The organism is Stenotrophomonas maltophilia, assembly GCF_023518235.1.
Taxonomy (GTDB): Bacteria; Pseudomonadota; Gammaproteobacteria; order Xanthomonadales; family Xanthomonadaceae; genus Stenotrophomonas.
Genome location: NZ_CP090423.1, coordinates 2,380,051 through 2,397,215 on the forward strand (window position 1 = coordinate 2,380,051; position 17,165 = coordinate 2,397,215).

The window sequence follows — 17,165 nt, forward strand, 5'->3', positions numbered from 1 at the left end:
GGCAGTTTTTTTGAAGACGATGCGGCCCATCCCGGTTCCCGCTGCGGAAACAAGGCCTGGCGCATTAACTTCGGAAAATCTTCACATCCTCACATCTTCACGCGGGCGCGCATCGAGAGCGGCGCTCCAGCGTATCCATCGGCACGGAAACTCCCCGATTCCGCGCGACGAATGGCGGCACTGTGCGACGGATGCCGCCAGTGCCGCGTGAATCACTCAACGAAATTTCATGACGCGCGTCAAATAAAACGGGCAGGTAAATCTATTTTGCCGAAAATGTACATTGCATATTCACAGCAGGCAGATCCTGCCCTGCATAATCCGGCCGGGATAAACCCTCAGCTGCTGGAGAGTTTCATCAGGACCAGGCCGGAAACGATAAGCACCGCCGCACCAATCCGCATCGGGCTGACCTGTTCGCCGAGGAAAACGATGCCGACCACGAATGCGCCGACCGCACCAATGCCGGTCCAGATCGTGTAGGCGGTCCCCAGCGGCAGGCTGCGCATGGCCACCGCCAACAGCCAGAAGCTGGCGATCATGCCGATGATGGTCACCACGGTGGGGGTGAGCTTGCTGAAGCCTTCGGACTGCTTCATGGACACGGCCCAGACGATTTCCAGCAGGCCGGCGAACAACAGATAGATCCAGGCCATGACGGCCCTCCTCTTGGTAGGGCCAGGCCGTCCTGGTCTTTGATTCCCGATGTGGGGGAGGTCGTTCCTCCTGGCCGGCATTCTAGCAACGGGGAACCGCCACGGCCGGCGTGGCCGGGAACGGGTTACAGCCGATTCAGTGCGTGAAGCTGGCGTCGGTGCGTGCGCGTGCGGTAGAATGCGCGTCTGCCATCGGCCAGCCGATGCGCAGTCCGGCTGTGGTCTCCGGCGCAACCCGCGCTGCTTCCCCTGATCCGTGAACTGGCCGCCCACCGGGCGGCCAACGTCTCTATGGTGGCCCCGTCGGCCCCTCGCGACGCTAGGTCGAAAACCCCGCCAGGGCCGGAAGGCAGCAACGGTATCGATCGACGCGGGCGCCGAGGCCAGCCGGCGGGGCCACCGCCTTTTCCGGCCACGCCCGGCCCGGGTAGCTGCCAACCTTGGTTGGCGCCCCTCGCCGGGCATGCCCCGGCGCTACCGTGCCTCCGGCGTGCCCTGGTGGAACAACACCCGCCACCCCTGCGCGTGCCGGCGCCACAGCGAACTGCGCAGCACCCAGCGCTGCGCCTGCCCATCGACGTGATAGCGGCTGCGGTAGCGCACCTGTGCCAAGCCATCGGCCAACAGCCGCACCGCGTACCGATCCGACTCGATCAGCACCTGCGCCCGCGCCAGCGGGATCTCCGCCAGCACGGCCGCACGGCCATAACACTGCCCGGAACTGCCGATCTCGCTGAAATCCTCGTCCAGCAATGCAGCCAGGCGCTCACTGTCGGCGCGCACCTGCGGTGCATGCAGCGCACGTTCCAATGCCTCCAGTTCAGCGGCCAGTGCCGCGTCGGCGGGCTGGCCGGTGCCGCTCACGGCGGATCCTGCACCGACACGTGCGGCGCCGTCGGGCTGGCCAGCGGCACGCACTGCCCCGGCTGCGCGACACGGTGCCCGCGCGCGGCCAGCGCCGCACCATCGGCCACGCTGGCGTAGTGGTACAGCATCATCCGCGCCCGTAGTTCAGCGCTGTACTCACGCTCCAGGTCATCCACGCCGGTGTGCGACGGGTTGCCGTGCAGGCCGCAGTCGTGGGCGACCAGTTCGTTGTCGCTGGCGAAGCGGGCCAGCATCTCCGGAATCGGCCGGGTATCGCCACTCCAGGTCAGCGCGCCCTGCAGGCGCAGGCCATAGGCCGTTTCCGGCCAGTGGTGGCGCACCGGGAACACCTCCAGGCGCACCCCCTCGTGCCAGAACGCATCGCCCACCACGATCAGCTGGAACGCGTCCCAGAAATTGGCACCGCCCTCGGCCAGCACGTTCGGGTAGTCACCGATGCGTTTGTGCAGCAGCGGCACCACCGTGGCCGGCACATACAGGCGCACCTTGCCACGCCGCTGCGCACTGAAGAAGGTATCGACGAACAGCCGCTCGAAGCCGGCCACGTGGTCCAGATGCACATGGGTGACGAACAGCGCCTGCGGCATGTGCCCGTAGTGCGCCTTGAAGGCGGTCAGGCCTTCGCCGCCACAATCGATGGTCAGCCAGGGCCGGCCATCGCGTTCGATCACCGACATCGGCGAACCCAGCTCGACCGCCGACGCATTGCCGACGCCGAGGAAACGCAACGACCAGTCCATCAGGTGCCCCGGTTCCAGGCCATGTCATAGGCGCGGCGCAGCCGCGCGTAGTCCTTCTGCACGTCTTCCACGCTGCGTTCACCGCGCAGCTTGATCAGCGAGCGCAGCAGGCGCTTGAGATTGCGTTCACGCCAGGCGGTGGCCGGAATACGGATGACGCCACGGTCGAAGTCGATCAACCAGCCGTGGCCGTTGCCATCGAACAGGATGTTGTGCGCGTTGAGGTCGGCATGGTCCAGCCCGGCACGATGGAAGCGGGCGATCAACCGACCGGTCTCCTCCCACGGCGCGCCGCGGCCGGCCACCAGTGCACGGTCGGCCAGCGAGCGCACGCCCTCGATCCGCTCCATCAGGATCGCAGCCCGGTAGCGCAGGCCCTCGCGCATGTAGAACGCGGCGATCGGCCGGGGCACGGGCAGCTTCTTTTCGCGCAGCGCGCGCATCAGCCGGAATTCGGCGAAGCTGCGGGTCCGGTCCGAGCCGCGCCACAGGTACTGGTCATGGCTGAGCTTGGCGGCCAGGCCGCCCCGCAGGTAGTGCCGCAGCACGCTGGCGCCGAACGGCGCATCGACGAACCAGGCACTGCCCCGGCCACCCTCGCCCACCGGCCGGGCCCTGCTGCCCCAGTGCTGCGGCGAGAACAGGCCGATCTCGGCTTGCCGCAGCCGCTCGCGGTCGAACAGAATGGCCCCGATGCCGCGACCCTCGCGGCATGGCGTCAGCGCTTCATTGGCGTCGAATGCGACCATTTCATTGAGTCTAACAACACATGGCATCAGCGTCCTCATCCTTGTGCCTCCTGCGCCTGTCCGCACTCGGCGATGTCACCCATGTCGTGCCCCTGGTGCGCACCCTGCAGGCCGCGCGCCCGGATACGCCGATCCATTGGATCATCGACAAGGCCGGCCACAAGCTGCTCGATGGCCTGCCGGGCGTCACCTTCCACGCCTACGACAAGAAGAGCGGCATGGCCGGCGTCAAGGAACTGCGCAAGCAGCTGCCACCGGGGCGATTTGAAGCGTTGCTGCAGATGCAGGTCGCATTCCGCGCCAATCTGCTGTCGGCCTTCATTCCGGCCGATCGCCGCATCGGCTACGACCGCAGCCGCTCCAAGGACCTGCACGGGCTCTTCATCAACGAACGCATTCCCGACCGCCCGGGCATCCACGTACTGGATGCGATCGGCAGCTTCTGCGAACCGTTGGGCCTGCGCCAGACCGAGGTCAGCTGGGATCTGGCGGTACCGCCGTCCGCCCATGAGTGGGCTGCCGCGCAGTGGCAGGACGACGGTCGCCCGGTGCTGATGATTTCGCCGTGTTCCAGCCACGTGCGCCGCAACTGGTACGCCGACCGCTATGCCGCCGTGGCCAACCATGCCGCACAGCGCGGCTGGCAGGTCGTGCTGTGCGGTGGCCGCAGCGAGCTGGAGCGCAGCATGGCCGATGCCATCCAGGCGCAGCTGCCTGTACCGGCACTGGATCTGGTCGGCAAGGACACGCTCAAGCAGCTGCCCGCCCTGTTGGCCCGCGCCAACCTGGTGATGACCCCGGACTCGGGCCCGATGCATATCGCCAACGCGATGGGCACCAAGGTGCTGGGCCTGCATGCGGCCAGCAATCCGCACCGCAGCGGCCCCTACTCGGACCGCCGCTACTGCGTGGACCGCTATGACGATGCTGCGCGCAAGTACCTCGGCAAGCAGGCGGCCGACCTGAAGTGGGGCACCAAGATCGAGTTCGACGAGGTCATGGAACTGATCACCGTCGAGGACGGCATCGCCGCCTTCGAACGCTACGTGGCGGACCACCTCACCTGAGTCGATGGATCATCGGTAGCGCCGGGCCACGCCCGGCGGGTCTACCTCACCCGCGCTGCGCGTAATCCTGGTAGGACTTCTCTTCCACATAGGCCGAACCCAGCGCCAGGTTGATCGCCTTCTTGATCCGTGCGCGCTCGTCATTGCGCAGGTAGACGCTGCGCGCCAGGTCGATGAAACCCTGGTCGAACGCCTGCGCCTTTTCCTTCAGGCGGATATCGTCCTCGATGTCCCACAGCTGCTCGTTGACCGTCTTCAGCTCGGCACGCAGCCGGGCGATGTCCTTCACCGCCGCCGGGTGCGCCATCCAGGTCTGGTCGAGCGCCGACAGCTCCTTGCGCACGTTGGCCAGCTTGCCCTCGTCACTGATGCGCTCGGACTTGATCTGCAGGATCGAGATCTTGTCCAGCAGCTCGCCGAAAGAAACGGGAACGAGGATTTCAGCGGTCATGGGGAAAGCTCCAGCAGATGATGCAGGCAGTTTAACCCGCGGCCCGCGATGGGATGGGTGGATCCACACGATGCGCGGCTGGTCCAGCCCGGCAGGAACAGCATCCACGCATGGCGTGGATCTACTGATGCATCTGGAGCAACAAGCCCCTCTGTTGAGGGGCTGCCCCGCCAGGGGCGGGGAGAGGCAGGCAAAGGCAGGGGCCCACGCGTTGCGCAGCAACGTGTGGGGCGACGCGCAAAGCGCGTCGCGTCCCGCGCCAGATAAAGAAAAAGGGCTGCCTTTCGGCAGCCCTTTTTCTTTATCTGGCGGAGAGGGGGGGATTCGAACCCCCGAGGCGCTATAAACGCCTGCCTGATTTCGAGTCAGGTACATTCAACCACTCTGCCACCTCTCCGGGTGGTCCCCGGCGGACCGGGGACGCGCATCATACGAGGAAGTGAGGCCGGCGACAAGTCATTCCAGCCAATGAAGTGAAAATTTCCTCGGCGCATGCCTTGCCGGATGCTGGCGGCCCCCCGATGATGCCTGTCTCCCCCGCAATACCCCGCCCACGACCCACCATGATCGAATTCGGACACCTCACCCACCCCGGCCTGCGCCGCGAGCTCAACGAGGACACCTACTACGGTGACAGCGAGCTGGCCCTGTGGCTGGTGGCCGACGGCATGGGCGGTCACGCCTGCGGCGAAGTAGCCAGCGCGCTGGCTCGCGAGACCATCGTCCGCGAAGTGCGGCGCGGTGCACCGCTGGTGCAGGCCATCCGCACCGCCGATGAAGAGATCATCCGCACCTCGCGCCGGCGCAATGACACGCTGCCGATGGGCACCACCGTGGTCGCCGCACGCGTGCAGGGCAATCGTTATGAAGTGGCCTGGGTTGGCGACAGCCGTGCCTACCTGTGGCGCGACGGCCAGCTGGCCCAGCTCAGCCAGGACCACAGCGTGGTGCAGGAGCTGGTCGCGCAGGGCAACCTGACCGCCGAACAGGCGCGCGCACATCCGCACCGCAACGTGGTCACCCAGGCACTGGGTGTGACCGATCCGGCGCATCTGAATGTGGCCACCACCAGCGGTGAGCTGCGCCCGGGCATGCAGCTGCTGCTGTGCAGTGACGGCCTCACCGAAGAGGTGGATGACCGTGGCATCGCACGCACCCTGGCCTTCGACGATGCCAGCGCGCAGGAATGCGTGGACACCCTGGTGGCGGCCGCACTCGATGGCGGCGGCCGCGACAACATCAGCGTGATCCTGGTGCGCTGCCACTGACGCACGGTAGTGCCGGCCGCTGGCCGGCTCATCGGGAAACCTCGTATCACGCAGATGCCGGCGAGCGGCCGGCACTACCTCGATGTATTACGCGCTGGCGGGTTCTTCCACCTTCGGGCCATCCCACAGGGCGTGGCCGGCCTTCTTGCGCAGTCGCTCCAGCCGCGCGGTGTGCGCTTCCAATTCCGACGGCGTAGCCACCACGCGCGGGCGCGGCAGCAGTTTGCTGGTGTCGAACGCGTGCAGCGCCGCACCGGCACCACCGCCCTCGTCATCGCCCAGGCCGAAGCCGATCTCTTCCTGGCCCGAGGTCAGAGCGATATAGACATCGCCCAGGATCTGCGCATCGAGCAGGCCGCCGTGCAGCGCACGGTGCGAGTTGTCCACGCCCAGCCGCTTGCACAGCGCATCCAGCGAATTGCGCTGACCGGGGAAGCGCTCGCGTGCCATCACCAGCGTATCGATCACCGTGCAGCGGTCGGTGATCTTCCCGTACTGCGGGCCCAGCAACGAAAGTTCGTTGTCGAGGAAACCCAGGTCGAACGCCGCGTTGTGGATGATCAGTTCGGCACCATCGATGAACGCCAGGAACTCATCGGCGATCTGCGCGAAGTCCGGCTTGTCATCCAGGAACTCCAGGGTCAGGCCGGTGACTTCCTGCGCGCCCTGTTCGAACTCACAGTCCGGCTTGATGTACTGGTGATAGTTGTTGCCGGTCGGGCGGCGCTTGAACAGCTCCACGCAGCCGATTTCGACGATGCGGTTGCCCTTCTTCCATTCCAGGCCGGTGGTTTCGGTATCGAGGATGATCTGACGCATGGGCTCAGTTTACCGGGCTGGAATCGCGGATCTGGATCGCCGCGTTGCGGGCCAGGGTATCCACCCGTTCATTGTCCGGGTCACCGGAGTGGCCCTTCACCCAGCGCCAGTCGATCTGGTGCCGCAGCGTGGCCGCATGCAGGCGCTCCCACAGCTCGCGGTTCTTCACCGGATCGCCGCCGGCGGTCTTCCAGTTCTTGCGGATCCAGCCGGGCATCCACTGGGTCAGGCCCTGCCGCACATACTGCGAATCGGTGTAGAGCACGATGTTGCACGGCTCGGTCAGCGTCTCCAACCCGGAGATCGCCGCCATCAGCTCCATCCGGTTGTTGGTGGTGTGCGCTTCGCCGCCGCTCAGTTCGCGCTCATGGCCCTTGTAACGCAGCAACGCAGCCCAGCCGCCCGGGCCGGGATTGCCAAGGCAGGAACCGTCGGTGTGGATTTCAATGGTTTTCAATACAACTCCAGGATCAGGTAGCAACGGTGCCGTGCCAGCGCACCGGCAACGGTTTCGGCCCGGGCAGGGCCAGCGTGCGTTTTTCCGCATGGAACAGGCAGGCGGCGCGCAGTGGCGCCCAGCCACCGGGTCGGCGGCTGCCGGCGCCGCGCCAGAGCGGGCCGAGGTAACGCATATCGTCGCACTCCAGGCCATGGCGGCCGAGCAGCAGGCGGATCCGCTGCGGCGTGCGCACCACCAGTCCATGCTGGCGCCAGCGCGTGCGGTAGGGGCTGAACGGATTGAGGCTGCTCAACCACAGGTGCCCACCCGGCATCAGCACGCGTTCGCACTCGTCCAGCAGCCGGTCCGCATCGGCGGCGGTGACATGCTGCAGCACGATGGCATTGACGCTCTCGTTGGCCAGCGGCAACGGCAGCGCGCAGCGGGTATCACCGGCATAGCCGCCCCCCTGCCGGTACAGGCGCAGGCCGCGCCCGCCCAGTGCTGCGTCGCGCAGCCAGGCCGCACTCGGCGCGATCCACAACCAGGGCTGCGCAGGCAGCGCCGACAGCTGCGGCAACAGCAACTGTCGTTCCAGAACGCGCAGGGCCGCCGCCGGTTCGCTATCGAACCACGGGGTCTGGCTCGCTTGACGGGTGCTCTGCAGCGCGGGCATGGTCCAATTCTATGCGACTGACTGCCCTGCCCGCATTTGCGGACAACTACATCTGGACACTGAGCGGCGACGACGGCGCGGCCGTGGTCGTCGACCCTGGCGATGCCGCCCCGGTGCTCGCACTGGCCGATCAGGGCCTGCGCGTGGACACCATCCTGCTCACCCACCACCACGACGATCACATCGGCGGCGTGCCCGCGTTGCAGGCCCGTTTTCCCGGCGTGCGGGTGGTGGCTCCCGTGGAAGAGCGCATCGCCAGCGCGACCGAGCGGGTCGGCGAAGGTGAACGCGTTCAGGCACTGGGGCAGATGTTCCACGTACTATCCGTGCCCGGGCATACCCGCAGCCACATCGCGTTTCACACTGCTGAACATCTTTTCAGCGGAGATTCGTTGTTCAGCCTGGGCTGTGGACGCCTGTTCGAAGGTACGCCGTCCCAGCTGCTGGCATCGATGCGCAAGCTGGGTACCTTGCCCGCGCAACTGCTGCTTTGTTGCGCCCACGAGTACACCGTGTCAAATGCCGTCTTCGCGCGGCATGTCGACCCCGCCAACGCTGCCCTGTGGCAGCGCCAAGAGGAGGCTTTGGCCATGCGCCGCGATGACCGTTCCACCCTGCCGGTAACCCTGGCCAACGAATTTGACTGCAATCCCTTCCTGCGTGTGCACACCGCGCCGATCCGTGCGTCGGTGTCGGCACACCTGGGCCGTGACGTCGTGGACGACGTCGACGTGATGGCCGGTCTCCGGCACTGGAAAGACGGCTTCCGCGCATGATGCGCCGAAGTCTGACGCTGGCCTTGGGGCTCGCCCTGGGGTTGGCCGGGAACGCGGGCGCGCAGTCGCTGGGCGCCGGCATCAGCCAGAACCTGACCGCCGCTGCTGCCCTGCCGCTGGATCCGGCAGCGTTGCCGGCACCATCGGTGCGCAACGGCCAGGAGATCTTCACCAGCTTCCGCGACGGCCTGGCTGAGCCCAGCTGCGACGCCGAGGCCACCAGCCCGCGCTGGCAGAAGCAGTTCGCCCATGCGCCCTCGCGCCTGGCCAACCAGGATGACGATGCCCTGGTGTTGTTCGGCTATGTGGTCGAAGAGCTGCGCAAGGCCAGCCTGCCCACCGAGTTCGCCCTGATCCCGTTCGTGGAAAGCGGCTACCGGCCCAACGCCCGCAACGGCAGCGGCCCCACCGGCCTGTGGCAGTTCATCGCCACCACCGCACGCAACCACCGCGTACCGATGAGCAACGGCTACGATGGCCGCCTGTCGGCGGTGGATTCGACCCAGGCCGCGGTGCGTTACCTGAAGACCCTGCACGGCATGTTCGGTGGCGACTGGCGCCTGGCCACGATGGCCTACAACGCCGGTGAGTACCGCGTGCTGCAATCGCTGCGCAAGGCCGGCATGAACGCGCAGAACGCCAAGCCGTCCGCCCTGCCGGGCCTGTCGCCGGTCACCTATGCCTACGTCGAGAAGCTGCATGCCCTGGCCTGCGTGCTGGAAGACGTGGAAGACCAGCCGGGCGTAATGGCCTCGCTGGACCGCACCGTACCGGTGCTGAAGGACCACACCCTGCCGGCCGGTACCAGCGTGCAGCAGTGGGCCGCACAGCGCGCCCTGGACCCGGCCCGCATCACCCGCCTCAACCCGGCCCTGGCCGGCGGTGGCCGCGCCTCGGGCACCACCCGCGTGCTGGCGCCGGTCTCGGCCGCCAATGCGACGGTAACCGAGACGGCGACCGCGCTGGTCGCCAGCGCCGCACCGGTGGCTGCCGCAGCGCCCACGCCGCAGGCCGCCAAGACCGTTGCGGCGATCGCTGATCGTCCGCGCAGCCGCCGCCACACCGTCCGCGATGGTGAGTCGGCCTGGACCATCGCACGCCGCTACGGCATGCCGGTGAAGGCCCTGCTGTCGCTGAACGGCCTGAGCGGCAGCAGCGTGCTGAAGCCGGGCGCGGTGCTGCGCGTCGAAGACTGACGCGCCCGCCAGGCACTCTCTGTAGAGCCGAGCCCACGCTCGGCTTTTTTCTTGCCCTCGAAACACCGCCCCGTAGAGTCGAGCTTGCTCGACCGCTTCTGTGTACCCAGCCGAGCAAGCTCGACGCTAGAGAACGTGGCAGAGCAGGCTCCACGCTTACGCACACCCACAAAAAAGGCCCGGCAATGCCGGGCCTTTTCCGTTCACCGATGGCGCGACGCTTACAGGTTCGCTTCGGTGGTCTGGATCACGAACTTCTTGCGCATCGTCTCGATGTAGCCCTTCGCAGCGGCCATGCCGTCGATCTGGCTCAGCTGGTCCTTCAGCTGCTTCTGCTGCTCGGCGGTCACTTCCTTGATGTCGCCCGGGTTGACCTTGTTCACCGCAAACAGCAGCGCGTGGCCGTTGACATCCACCTTGCCGTAGCTCGGCTTGCCTTCGGCCGGCACCGGCGCGCTGAAGATGGCGCGGTTGATTTCCGGGGTCGGCACCGGCTGGCTGCGCGGCAGGCCCGGCATCGGGCTCAGCTGCAGCTTCTCGCTGGCCGCCAGCGATTGCAGGGTGGCCCCACCCTTCAGCTTGGCCAGGATGGCATCGGCGGCCTTGTCGCTGGCCTGGCGCTGGCGATCGGCACGGATCGCGGCGATCACCTGCTCACGCGCCTTGTCCAGCGGCAGCGCCTGTTCCGGGGTGTGCGCGGCCACACGGATCACCACGCTGTGGTTGGTGGCACCGCCCAGGGCGATCGGATCGCTGGCGGTACCGTCCTGCACCAGCACGTCGGAGAATGCAGCACGCAGCACGGCCGGATCGGCGGCAATACCGCTGGCGGTGGCACGGGTGATCGGTCCCAGGGTCTGCAGCGGCAGGTTCACTTCCTTGGCCGCCGCCGCCAGATCGCTCGGGCTCTTGTTGATGGCATCGACCAGACGGCCGGCCAGATCGTTGAAGCCACGTTCGCCATCGGCCTTGAGCTGCTCGGCGGCCAGCGTGTCACGCACTTCCTCGAACGACTTGCCCTGGCCGCCACGCACCGCGGCCACCTTGATGATGTGATAGCCGAAATCGGTCTTGACCGGGCCGATCACCTCGCCCGCCTTGGCCGCGAACAGGGCGTCTTCGAACGGCTTGACCATCGCGCCACGCTCGACCCAGCCCAGGTCACCGCCCTGCGCCTTCGAACCCGGATCTTCCGAATTGGCCCTGGCCAATGCAGCGAAGTCGGCACCGGCCGCCTTGGCTTCGGCCGCGAGCTTGTTGGCCTTGGCTTCGGCACCGTCACCGGTGATCAGGATGTGCGAGGCCTGGCGCTGCTCCGGCGAGGTGAACTTCGCCTTCTCTTCCTCATAGCGCTTGCGCAGGGTTGCTTCGTCGGCCGGGGTCGGTGCCGGCAGGTTGCCACCGTTGATCTCGACATACTCCAGCGAGACGGTTTCGGCCTGGCGGAAATCCTTGCCATGGCTGTCATACCACTGCTTGATCTGTGCATCGGTGACCGGCGCGGTATCGGCCGGCACTTCCGGCAGCGCGGCCAGTTCAACGTCGCGGGTCTCGCCCAGCAGCTTCAGCAGGCGCTCGGTTTCGGCCTGGGTGACGAAGCCGGAGTTCTGAAGGCCGGCCGGGATCACCGACTGCTGCAGGCTCTCGCGCACCAGCTCCTGGAACTGGGTCGGCGTACGCGGCGGATTGCCGCCGGCCAGCGCCAGGCGGTAGTTGTTCTCGTTGAACTTGCCGTTCGCATCGAGGAAGGCCGGCATCGTGGCGATGTACTCGCGCACCGCGCCATCACCGATCACCACGCCGGCCTGCTCGCCGACCAGGCGCACCACCTGCTCGTCGATCAGCTGGTCGAGCACGGCCAGCTTGTTCTGGGTGCTTTCGAACGCGCGCGGGTCGAAGTTCTCGCCCTGCTGCTGGCGCTCACGCATGCGCTCCTGCTCGAAGCGGGTGCGGAAATCCTGCGCACTGATCTCATGGTGCTGCCACAGCATGCGCACCGGCCACCACGACGGTGCCGAACGCCACCAGGTCGGCGGCGCGGAAACCTTGGCCACGTTCTGTGCGCCAACGCCACCGAGGTAGCTGTTGTCGATCACGAACAGGAACGGAATCATCAGCAGCCCCAGGATCACGGTGACGATCCAGCCTGAGGTCTTGTCGCGGAGTTTCTGCAGCATGGTGAGGAATCACAAGGCCTGATTGGCGAGCCCGGCAGTGTAACCCGCTTCGTGGCAGGGACCAAAAGCAGCACCGGCGTGGGCTGCGCACCGCTTCGCGACGACACAAAGAAAAAGCCCCCGGCTTGCGCCGAGGGCTTTTAGAGTTGGCGGAGCGGACGGGACTCGAACCCGCGACCTCCGGCGTGACAGGCCAGCATTCTAACCAGCTGAACTACCGCTCCGCGCTGAAACTTTGCAGGCGCCCAGTATATCCGAAGACTCCCTGGAAACCCAGCCCGGTGAACACTTTTTTCAAAGTTTTTTCACAAGGACTTAAGAATTCTGCAATGGCGGAGCGGACGGGACTCGAACCCGCGACCTCCGGCGTGACAGGCCAGCATTCTAACCAGCTGAACTACCGCTCCGTTCTTGCAAAAACCTTTTCGCCTTCCTCCCGAACCTTCCGGGGAGAAGACAAGGCCCCCAGCGTTGAACCGGGGGCCTCGATGTAATGGCGGAGCGGACGGGACTCGAACCCGCGACCTCCGGCGTGACAGGCCAGCATTCTAACCAGCTGAACTACCGCTCCGCGTTGTTGCTGCTTTTGTTTCCTGCCGGCCTGGACCGGGGAGAAAACAAAGCCTCCAGCTTTTGGCCGGAGGCCTCGTTGAATGGCGGAGCGGACGGGACTCGAACCCGCGACCTCCGGCGTGACAGGCCAGCATTCTAACCAGCTGAACTACCGCTCCACACTCAAACTTTTACCGCGGTGCTGTGGTGGGTGCTGAGGGTTTCGAACCCCCGACCCTCTCCGTGTAAAGGAGACGCTCTACCGCTGAGCTAAGCACCCCAGCGAGCCGCTTAGTTTACAGCATCCTTCAGGGCCTTACCAGCCTTGAACGACGGATTCTTCGAAGCAGCGATCTTGATGGTGTCGCCGGTCTTCGGGTTGCGGCCGGTGCGGGCAGCACGGTCGCGGACCTGGAAGGTACCGAAGCCAACCAGGGTGACCGCATCGCCGTCCTTCAGCGCCTTGGTGACGGCAGCAACGACGGCATCGACAGCGCGGCTGGACTCGGCCTTGGTCAGGTCGGCAGCTTCAGCAACGGCATCGATCAATTCGGTCTTGTTCATTCTCTACAACTCCTTTGGCGGTGGGTTCCGCTTATTCGACAGGGAAGCAACCGCATGCGTTCTGCATGCGGCCGCCATGTGGAAACGGTTCGCCGATTCAGTCATCGCTGCCAGCGATCACTCATTCGCGAGTGCTGCTTTTATACCAGCGGCCCTACCCCCACGCAAGGTGGAAAGCCAGCAACGACGCGGGTTTCGGGCCATTGGACAGCGCGCGTCAATGCTTGACGCGCGCGCTTCCACTCGGTTTCGCCTTGCTGCGCACAGTGACGCGCTGCGCACTCTTACGCGCCTTCTTGGGCGCCAGCGGACGCTCCAATGCCAGATCCAGTACCTCTTCGATGTACTTCACTGGCACGATCTTCAGATCGCGGGTGACGTTGGCCGGGATGTCCGCCAGATCCTTGCGGTTCTCCTCCGGAATGATGACCGTGCGGATGCCGCCGCGCAGCGCTGCCAGCAGCTTCTCCTTCAGCCCGCCGATGGCGGTGACGCGACCGCGCAGCGTGATCTCGCCGGTCATCGCCACGTCGGCACGCACCGCCACCCTGGTCAGCATCGACACCAGCGAGGTGACCATCGCCGCACCGGCACTCGGGCCATCCTTCGGCGTGGCGCCGTCGGGCACGTGCAGGTGCACGTCGTGCTTCTGCAGGAACTCCGGATCGATACCGAAACCGACCGCGCGCGAACGCACCACCGACAACGCCGCCGACGCCGATTCCTTCATCACGTTGCCGAGCTGGCCGGTCAGGATCAGTTGGCCCTTGCCCGGCACCAGCGTCGATTCGATCTGCAGGAGGTCGCCACCCACCTCGGTCCACGCCAGGCCGGTGACCAGGCCGATCTCGTTTTCTTCCTCGGCGCGGCCGAAGTCGAAGCGACGCACGCCCAGGTACTTGTCCAGGTTCTTGCCGGACACGCTCACCAGCGCCTTCTTCTTCGCGCCCTTCTTCACCTTCGCCGCCGGCTGCGGGCCGGCCAGCGCGATCTCCTTCACCACCTTGCGGCAGATCTTGGCGATCTCGCGTTCCAGATTGCGCACACCCGATTCGCGCGTGTAGTAGCGCACGATGTCCTGGATGGCATCGCTGCCGATCTCCAGCTCTTCCGGCTGCAGGCCGTTGGCCTTGATCTGCTTCGGAACCAGGTAGCGGGTGGCGATGTTGAGCTTCTCATCCTCGGTGTAGCCGGGGATGCGGATCACTTCCATGCGGTCCAGCAGCGGGCCCGGAATGTTGAGCGAGTTCGAGGTGGCCACGAACATCACTTCGGACAGGTCCAGGTCCACTTCCAGGTAGTGGTCGTTGAACGCGTTGTTCTGCTCCGGATCGAGCACTTCCAGCAGCGCCGAAGACGGATCGCCACGGAAGTCCATCGACATCTTGTCGATCTCATCGAGCACGAACAGCGGGTTCTTGCTGCCGACCTTGTTGAGGTTCTGCACGATGCGGCCCGGCATCGAACCGACGTAGGTGCGGCGGTGGCCACGGATCTCGGCCTCGTCGCGCACGCCGCCCAGCGACATGCGCACGAACTTGCGGTTGGTGGCCTTGGCGATGGACTGGCCCAGCGAGGTCTTGCCCACGCCCGGCGGCCCGACCAGGCACAGGATCGGGCCCTTCATCTGCTTCACCCGCGACTGCACCGCCAGGTATTCCAGGATGCGGTCCTTGACCTTCTCCAGACCGTAGTGATCGGCATCCAGGGTGTCCTGCGCGGCCTTCAGGTCCTTGCGCACCTTGCTGCGCTTCTTCCACGGCACGCCCAGCAGCCACTCCAGGTAGTTGCGCACGACCGCCGCTTCGGCCGACATCGGCGACATCTGCTTGAGCTTGTTCAGTTCGTTGCGCGCCTTGGCTTCCACCGCCTTGGGCATGCCGGCTTCGGCGATCTTGCGCGCAAGCTCTTCCAGCTCGCCCGGCGCATCGTCCAGGTCACCCAGTTCCTTCTGGATGGCCTTCATCTGTTCGTTGAGGTAGTACTCGCGCTGGCTCTTTTCCATCTGCGACTTCACGCGGCCGCGGATGCGCTTTTCCATCTGCTGCACGTCGATCTCGCCATCGACCAGACCGACCAGCATCTCCAGGCGCTCACTCACCGCCAGCGTCTCCAGTAGGCGCTGCTTGTCGGCCAGGCGCACGCTGATGTGGGCGGCGATGGTATCGGCCAGGCGTGCCGGCTCATCGATGCCCGACAGCGTCTGCAGCAGTTCCGGCGGCAGCTTGCGGTTGGTCTTCACGTACTGCTCGAACAGCGACATCAGCGAGCGTGCGATCGCTTCGACCTCGCGCGCCTCGCGACCGTCAACGGCGTCGATCTCCACCGCCTGGCCGTGCAGCGAGCCGTTGCGCTCGTCGACGTGGGTGACCTGCACGCGCGACAGGCCTTCGACCAGCACCTTGATGGTGCCGTCGGGCAGCTTCAGCAGCTGCAGCACCTGCGCCAGCGTACCGACCTGGTAGAGGTCGGCCGCATGCGGGTCGTCGGTCTCGGCCGACTTCTGCGCCAGCAGCAGGATGCGCTTGTCCGATTCCATTGCCTGTTCGAGCGCGTGCATGGACTTGTCACGACCGACGAACAGCGGGATGACCATGTGCGGGAACACCACTACGTCGCGCAGCGGCAGGACCGGCAGGTCGAGGGTTTCACTTGGGGAACGGGCCATGGGGGCTCCAGGGAAGGGGAAAACCGCCTCCGGGAGGGCATCTTCCGGAGACAAAAAAAGCCGATGGCCCCGTTATGGGGCCATCGGCTTTCAGATGCAAGGCATTCCTTGAAAATCCTTTCCAATCAACAACCTGGAAGGATCACTCGGCGCCTGCGGCCTTCTGTTCAGGGGCCGCCGGGGTCTGGTAGATCAGGTACGGCTCGGACTTGTGCTCGATCACCGACTCGTCCACCACCACCTTGCTGACGTTTTCCTGCGACGGCAGGTCGTACATGGTGTCCAGCAGGACCGATTCGACGATGGTGCGCAGGCCACGGGCACCGGTCTTGCGCTTGAGCGCCTTGCGGGCAATGGCCGACAGCGCGTCCGGACGGAACTCCAGCTCGACGTTCTCCATCTCGAACAGCTTCTTGAACTGCTTGGTGATGGCGTTCTTCGGCTCGGTCAGGATCTTGATCAGTGCCGGCTCGTCCAGCTCCTCCAGGGTCGCCACCACCGGCAGGCGGCCGACGAACTCGGGAATCAGGCCGAACTTGATCAGGTCTTCCGGCTCGACTTCGGCCAGCACCTTGCCCACTTCCTGCTTGCGCTCGCTGCTCTTGACCTTGGCACCGAAGCCGATGCTGCCCACGTCGGTGGAACGGGCCTGGATCACCTTGTCCAGCCCGGCGAACGCACCGCCGCAGATGAACAGGATGTTCTTGGTGTCCACCTGCAGGAATTCCTGCTGCGGGTGCTTGCGGCCACCCTGCGGCGGAACGCTGGCCACGGTGCCTTCGATCAGCTTCAGCAGCGCCTGCTGCACGCCTTCGCCGGACACATCGCGGGTGATCGACGGGTTCTCGCTCTTGCGCGAAATCTTGTCGATCTCATCGATGTAGACGATGCCCTGCTGCGCCTTCTCGACGTCGTAGTCGCACTTCTGCAGCAGCTTCTGGATGATGTTCTCCACGTCCTCGCCCACGTAACCGGCTTCGGTCAGCGTGGTGGCGTCGGCCATGGTGAACGGCACGTTGAGCAGGCGGGCCAGGGTCTCGGCCAGCAGGGTCTTGCCCGAACCGGTCGGGCCGACCAGCAGGATGTTCGACTTCGCCAGTTCGACGTCGTCGTTCTTCTGCCGGCTCTCGATGCGCTTGTAGTGGTTGTACACGGCCACGGCCAGGGTGCGCTTGGCGCGGTTCTGGCCGATCACGTACTGGTCGAGAACCTCGAGGATCTCGCGCGGCTTGGGCAGCGAACTGCGCGCCGACTGCGCCTTTTCCTCAAGTTCCTCACGGATGATGTCGTTGCACAGCTCCACGCATTCATCGCAGATGAACACGCTCGGACCCGCAATCAGCTTGCGCACTTCATGCTGGCTCTTGCCGCAGAAAGAGCAGTAGAGGATCTTGCCGGTGTCCGTGGAACGACCTTGGCGGTCTTCGCTCATGCTTCGCTTACCCAGTTACCCCACCCGCTGAACGGGGGTTCGATTCG

The 17,165-nt window shown here is 65.7% G+C and carries 16 protein-coding genes, 6 tRNA genes and 1 other RNA gene; 5 read left to right on the forward strand and 18 right to left on the reverse strand.

From position 1 onward, the window contains the following. Positions 1 to 338: 338 nt before the first annotated feature. A complete protein-coding gene (locus LZ605_RS11200; protein ID WP_107230015.1) occupies positions 339 to 656 on the reverse strand; it encodes a DMT family transporter in 318 nt (105 codons plus the stop codon). Between the two features lie 300 nt (positions 657 to 956). Here LZ605_RS11200 and ffs point away from each other — a divergent pair. Continuing rightward, positions 957 to 1,047, forward strand: an RNA gene (gene ffs / locus LZ605_RS11205) — signal recognition particle sRNA small type. A gap of 83 nt (positions 1,048 to 1,130) precedes the next feature. On the opposite strand, the gene LZ605_RS11210 is transcribed toward ffs, so the two are convergent. Genes LZ605_RS11210 through LZ605_RS11220 form a run of 3 tightly spaced genes read right to left on the reverse strand, consistent with a single transcriptional unit; the run spans position 1,131 to position 3,033 of the window. Next, entirely contained in the window at positions 1,131 to 1,520 is a 390-nt protein-coding gene (locus tag LZ605_RS11210; protein WP_249844872.1) for a DUF4440 domain-containing protein, read from the reverse strand. Beyond that, entirely contained in the window at positions 1,517 to 2,284 is a 768-nt protein-coding gene (locus tag LZ605_RS11215) for an MBL fold metallo-hydrolase (protein ID WP_249844873.1), read from the reverse strand. Before LZ605_RS11215 ends, LZ605_RS11210 begins: the two co-directional genes overlap by 4 nt. Next, entirely contained in the window at positions 2,284 to 3,033 is a 750-nt protein-coding gene (locus tag LZ605_RS11220; protein WP_057496945.1) for a 3-deoxy-D-manno-octulosonic acid kinase, read from the reverse strand. Before LZ605_RS11220 ends, LZ605_RS11215 begins: the two co-directional genes overlap by 1 nt. 20 nt (positions 3,034 to 3,053) lie before the next feature. Between LZ605_RS11220 and LZ605_RS11225 the strand changes: the two genes are divergently transcribed. After that, positions 3,054 to 4,100, forward strand: coding sequence for a glycosyltransferase family 9 protein (locus LZ605_RS11225; RefSeq protein WP_249844874.1), 1,047 nt, complete (start codon positions 3,054 to 3,056; stop codon positions 4,098 to 4,100). Positions 4,101 to 4,146: 46 nt separating this feature from the next. On the opposite strand, the gene LZ605_RS11230 is transcribed toward LZ605_RS11225, so the two are convergent. Beyond that, complete coding sequence (locus LZ605_RS11230) at positions 4,147 to 4,551, reverse strand: DUF6165 family protein (protein WP_107230012.1); 405 nt, start codon at positions 4,549 to 4,551, stop codon at positions 4,147 to 4,149. A 306-nt stretch (positions 4,552 to 4,857) separates the two neighbouring features. Beyond that, positions 4,858 to 4,948, reverse strand: a tRNA-Ser gene (locus tag LZ605_RS11235). Positions 4,949 to 5,114: 166 nt separating this feature from the next. On the opposite strand from LZ605_RS11235, the gene LZ605_RS11240 reads away from it, so the two are divergent. Continuing rightward, entirely contained in the window at positions 5,115 to 5,819 is a 705-nt protein-coding gene (locus LZ605_RS11240; RefSeq protein ID WP_107230011.1) for a PP2C family protein-serine/threonine phosphatase, read from the forward strand. A gap of 87 nt (positions 5,820 to 5,906) precedes the next feature. On the opposite strand, the gene dnaQ is transcribed toward LZ605_RS11240, so the two are convergent. Genes dnaQ through LZ605_RS11255 form a run of 3 tightly spaced genes read right to left on the reverse strand, consistent with a single transcriptional unit; the run spans position 5,907 to position 7,753 of the window. Continuing rightward, on the reverse strand, positions 5,907 to 6,638 hold the full coding sequence (gene dnaQ, locus LZ605_RS11245) for a DNA polymerase III subunit epsilon (RefSeq protein WP_249844875.1): 732 nt from the start codon (positions 6,636 to 6,638) through the stop codon (positions 5,907 to 5,909). A gap of 4 nt (positions 6,639 to 6,642) precedes the next feature. Beyond that, a complete protein-coding gene (gene rnhA, locus LZ605_RS11250; protein ID WP_014036151.1) occupies positions 6,643 to 7,095 on the reverse strand; it encodes a ribonuclease HI in 453 nt (150 codons plus the stop codon). 13 nt (positions 7,096 to 7,108) lie between these two features. Next, a complete protein-coding gene (locus LZ605_RS11255; RefSeq protein WP_249844876.1) occupies positions 7,109 to 7,753 on the reverse strand; it encodes a methyltransferase domain-containing protein in 645 nt (214 codons plus the stop codon). Between the two features lie 11 nt (positions 7,754 to 7,764). On the opposite strand from LZ605_RS11255, the gene gloB reads away from it, so the two are divergent. Together gloB and LZ605_RS11265 are read left to right on the forward strand one after the other, a co-directional pair. Next, a complete protein-coding gene (gloB, locus tag LZ605_RS11260) occupies positions 7,765 to 8,529 on the forward strand; it encodes a hydroxyacylglutathione hydrolase (protein ID WP_249844877.1) in 765 nt (254 codons plus the stop codon). After that, positions 8,526 to 9,725, forward strand: coding sequence for a lytic transglycosylase domain-containing protein (locus LZ605_RS11265; RefSeq protein ID WP_107230007.1), 1,200 nt, complete (start codon positions 8,526 to 8,528; stop codon positions 9,723 to 9,725). Before gloB ends, LZ605_RS11265 begins: the two co-directional genes overlap by 4 nt. A 221-nt stretch (positions 9,726 to 9,946) precedes the next feature. Here LZ605_RS11265 and LZ605_RS11270 read toward each other — a convergent pair whose 3' ends face one another. The 9 genes from LZ605_RS11270 to clpX all read right to left on the reverse strand — a co-directional run bounded on the left by LZ605_RS11270 (position 9,947) and on the right by clpX (position 17,118). Then, a complete protein-coding gene (locus LZ605_RS11270) occupies positions 9,947 to 11,902 on the reverse strand; it encodes a peptidyl-prolyl cis-trans isomerase (RefSeq protein ID WP_249844878.1) in 1,956 nt (651 codons plus the stop codon). A gap of 147 nt (positions 11,903 to 12,049) precedes the next feature. Beyond that, a tRNA-Asp gene (locus LZ605_RS11275) sits at positions 12,050 to 12,126 on the reverse strand. Positions 12,127 to 12,232: 106 nt separating this feature from the next. After that, positions 12,233 to 12,309 (reverse strand) — tRNA-Asp (locus tag LZ605_RS11280). Between the two features lie 87 nt (positions 12,310 to 12,396). Beyond that, positions 12,397 to 12,473: transfer RNA gene (locus LZ605_RS11285), tRNA-Asp, on the reverse strand. Between the two features lie 83 nt (positions 12,474 to 12,556). Continuing rightward, positions 12,557 to 12,633 (reverse strand) — tRNA-Asp (locus LZ605_RS11290). A 26-nt stretch (positions 12,634 to 12,659) separates the two neighbouring features. Continuing rightward, positions 12,660 to 12,734 (reverse strand) — tRNA-Val (locus tag LZ605_RS11295). Positions 12,735 to 12,745: 11 nt separating this feature from the next. After that, positions 12,746 to 13,018, reverse strand: coding sequence for an HU family DNA-binding protein (locus tag LZ605_RS11300; RefSeq protein ID WP_004146343.1), 273 nt, complete (start codon positions 13,016 to 13,018; stop codon positions 12,746 to 12,748). A gap of 217 nt (positions 13,019 to 13,235) precedes the next feature. Further along, on the reverse strand, positions 13,236 to 15,686 hold the full coding sequence (lon, locus tag LZ605_RS11305; RefSeq protein ID WP_249844879.1) for an endopeptidase La: 2,451 nt from the start codon (positions 15,684 to 15,686) through the stop codon (positions 13,236 to 13,238). A 142-nt stretch (positions 15,687 to 15,828) separates the two neighbouring features. Continuing rightward, positions 15,829 to 17,118, reverse strand: coding sequence for an ATP-dependent Clp protease ATP-binding subunit ClpX (gene clpX, locus LZ605_RS11310; protein ID WP_004154600.1), 1,290 nt, complete (start codon positions 17,116 to 17,118; stop codon positions 15,829 to 15,831). Positions 17,119 to 17,165 lie beyond the last annotated feature (47 nt).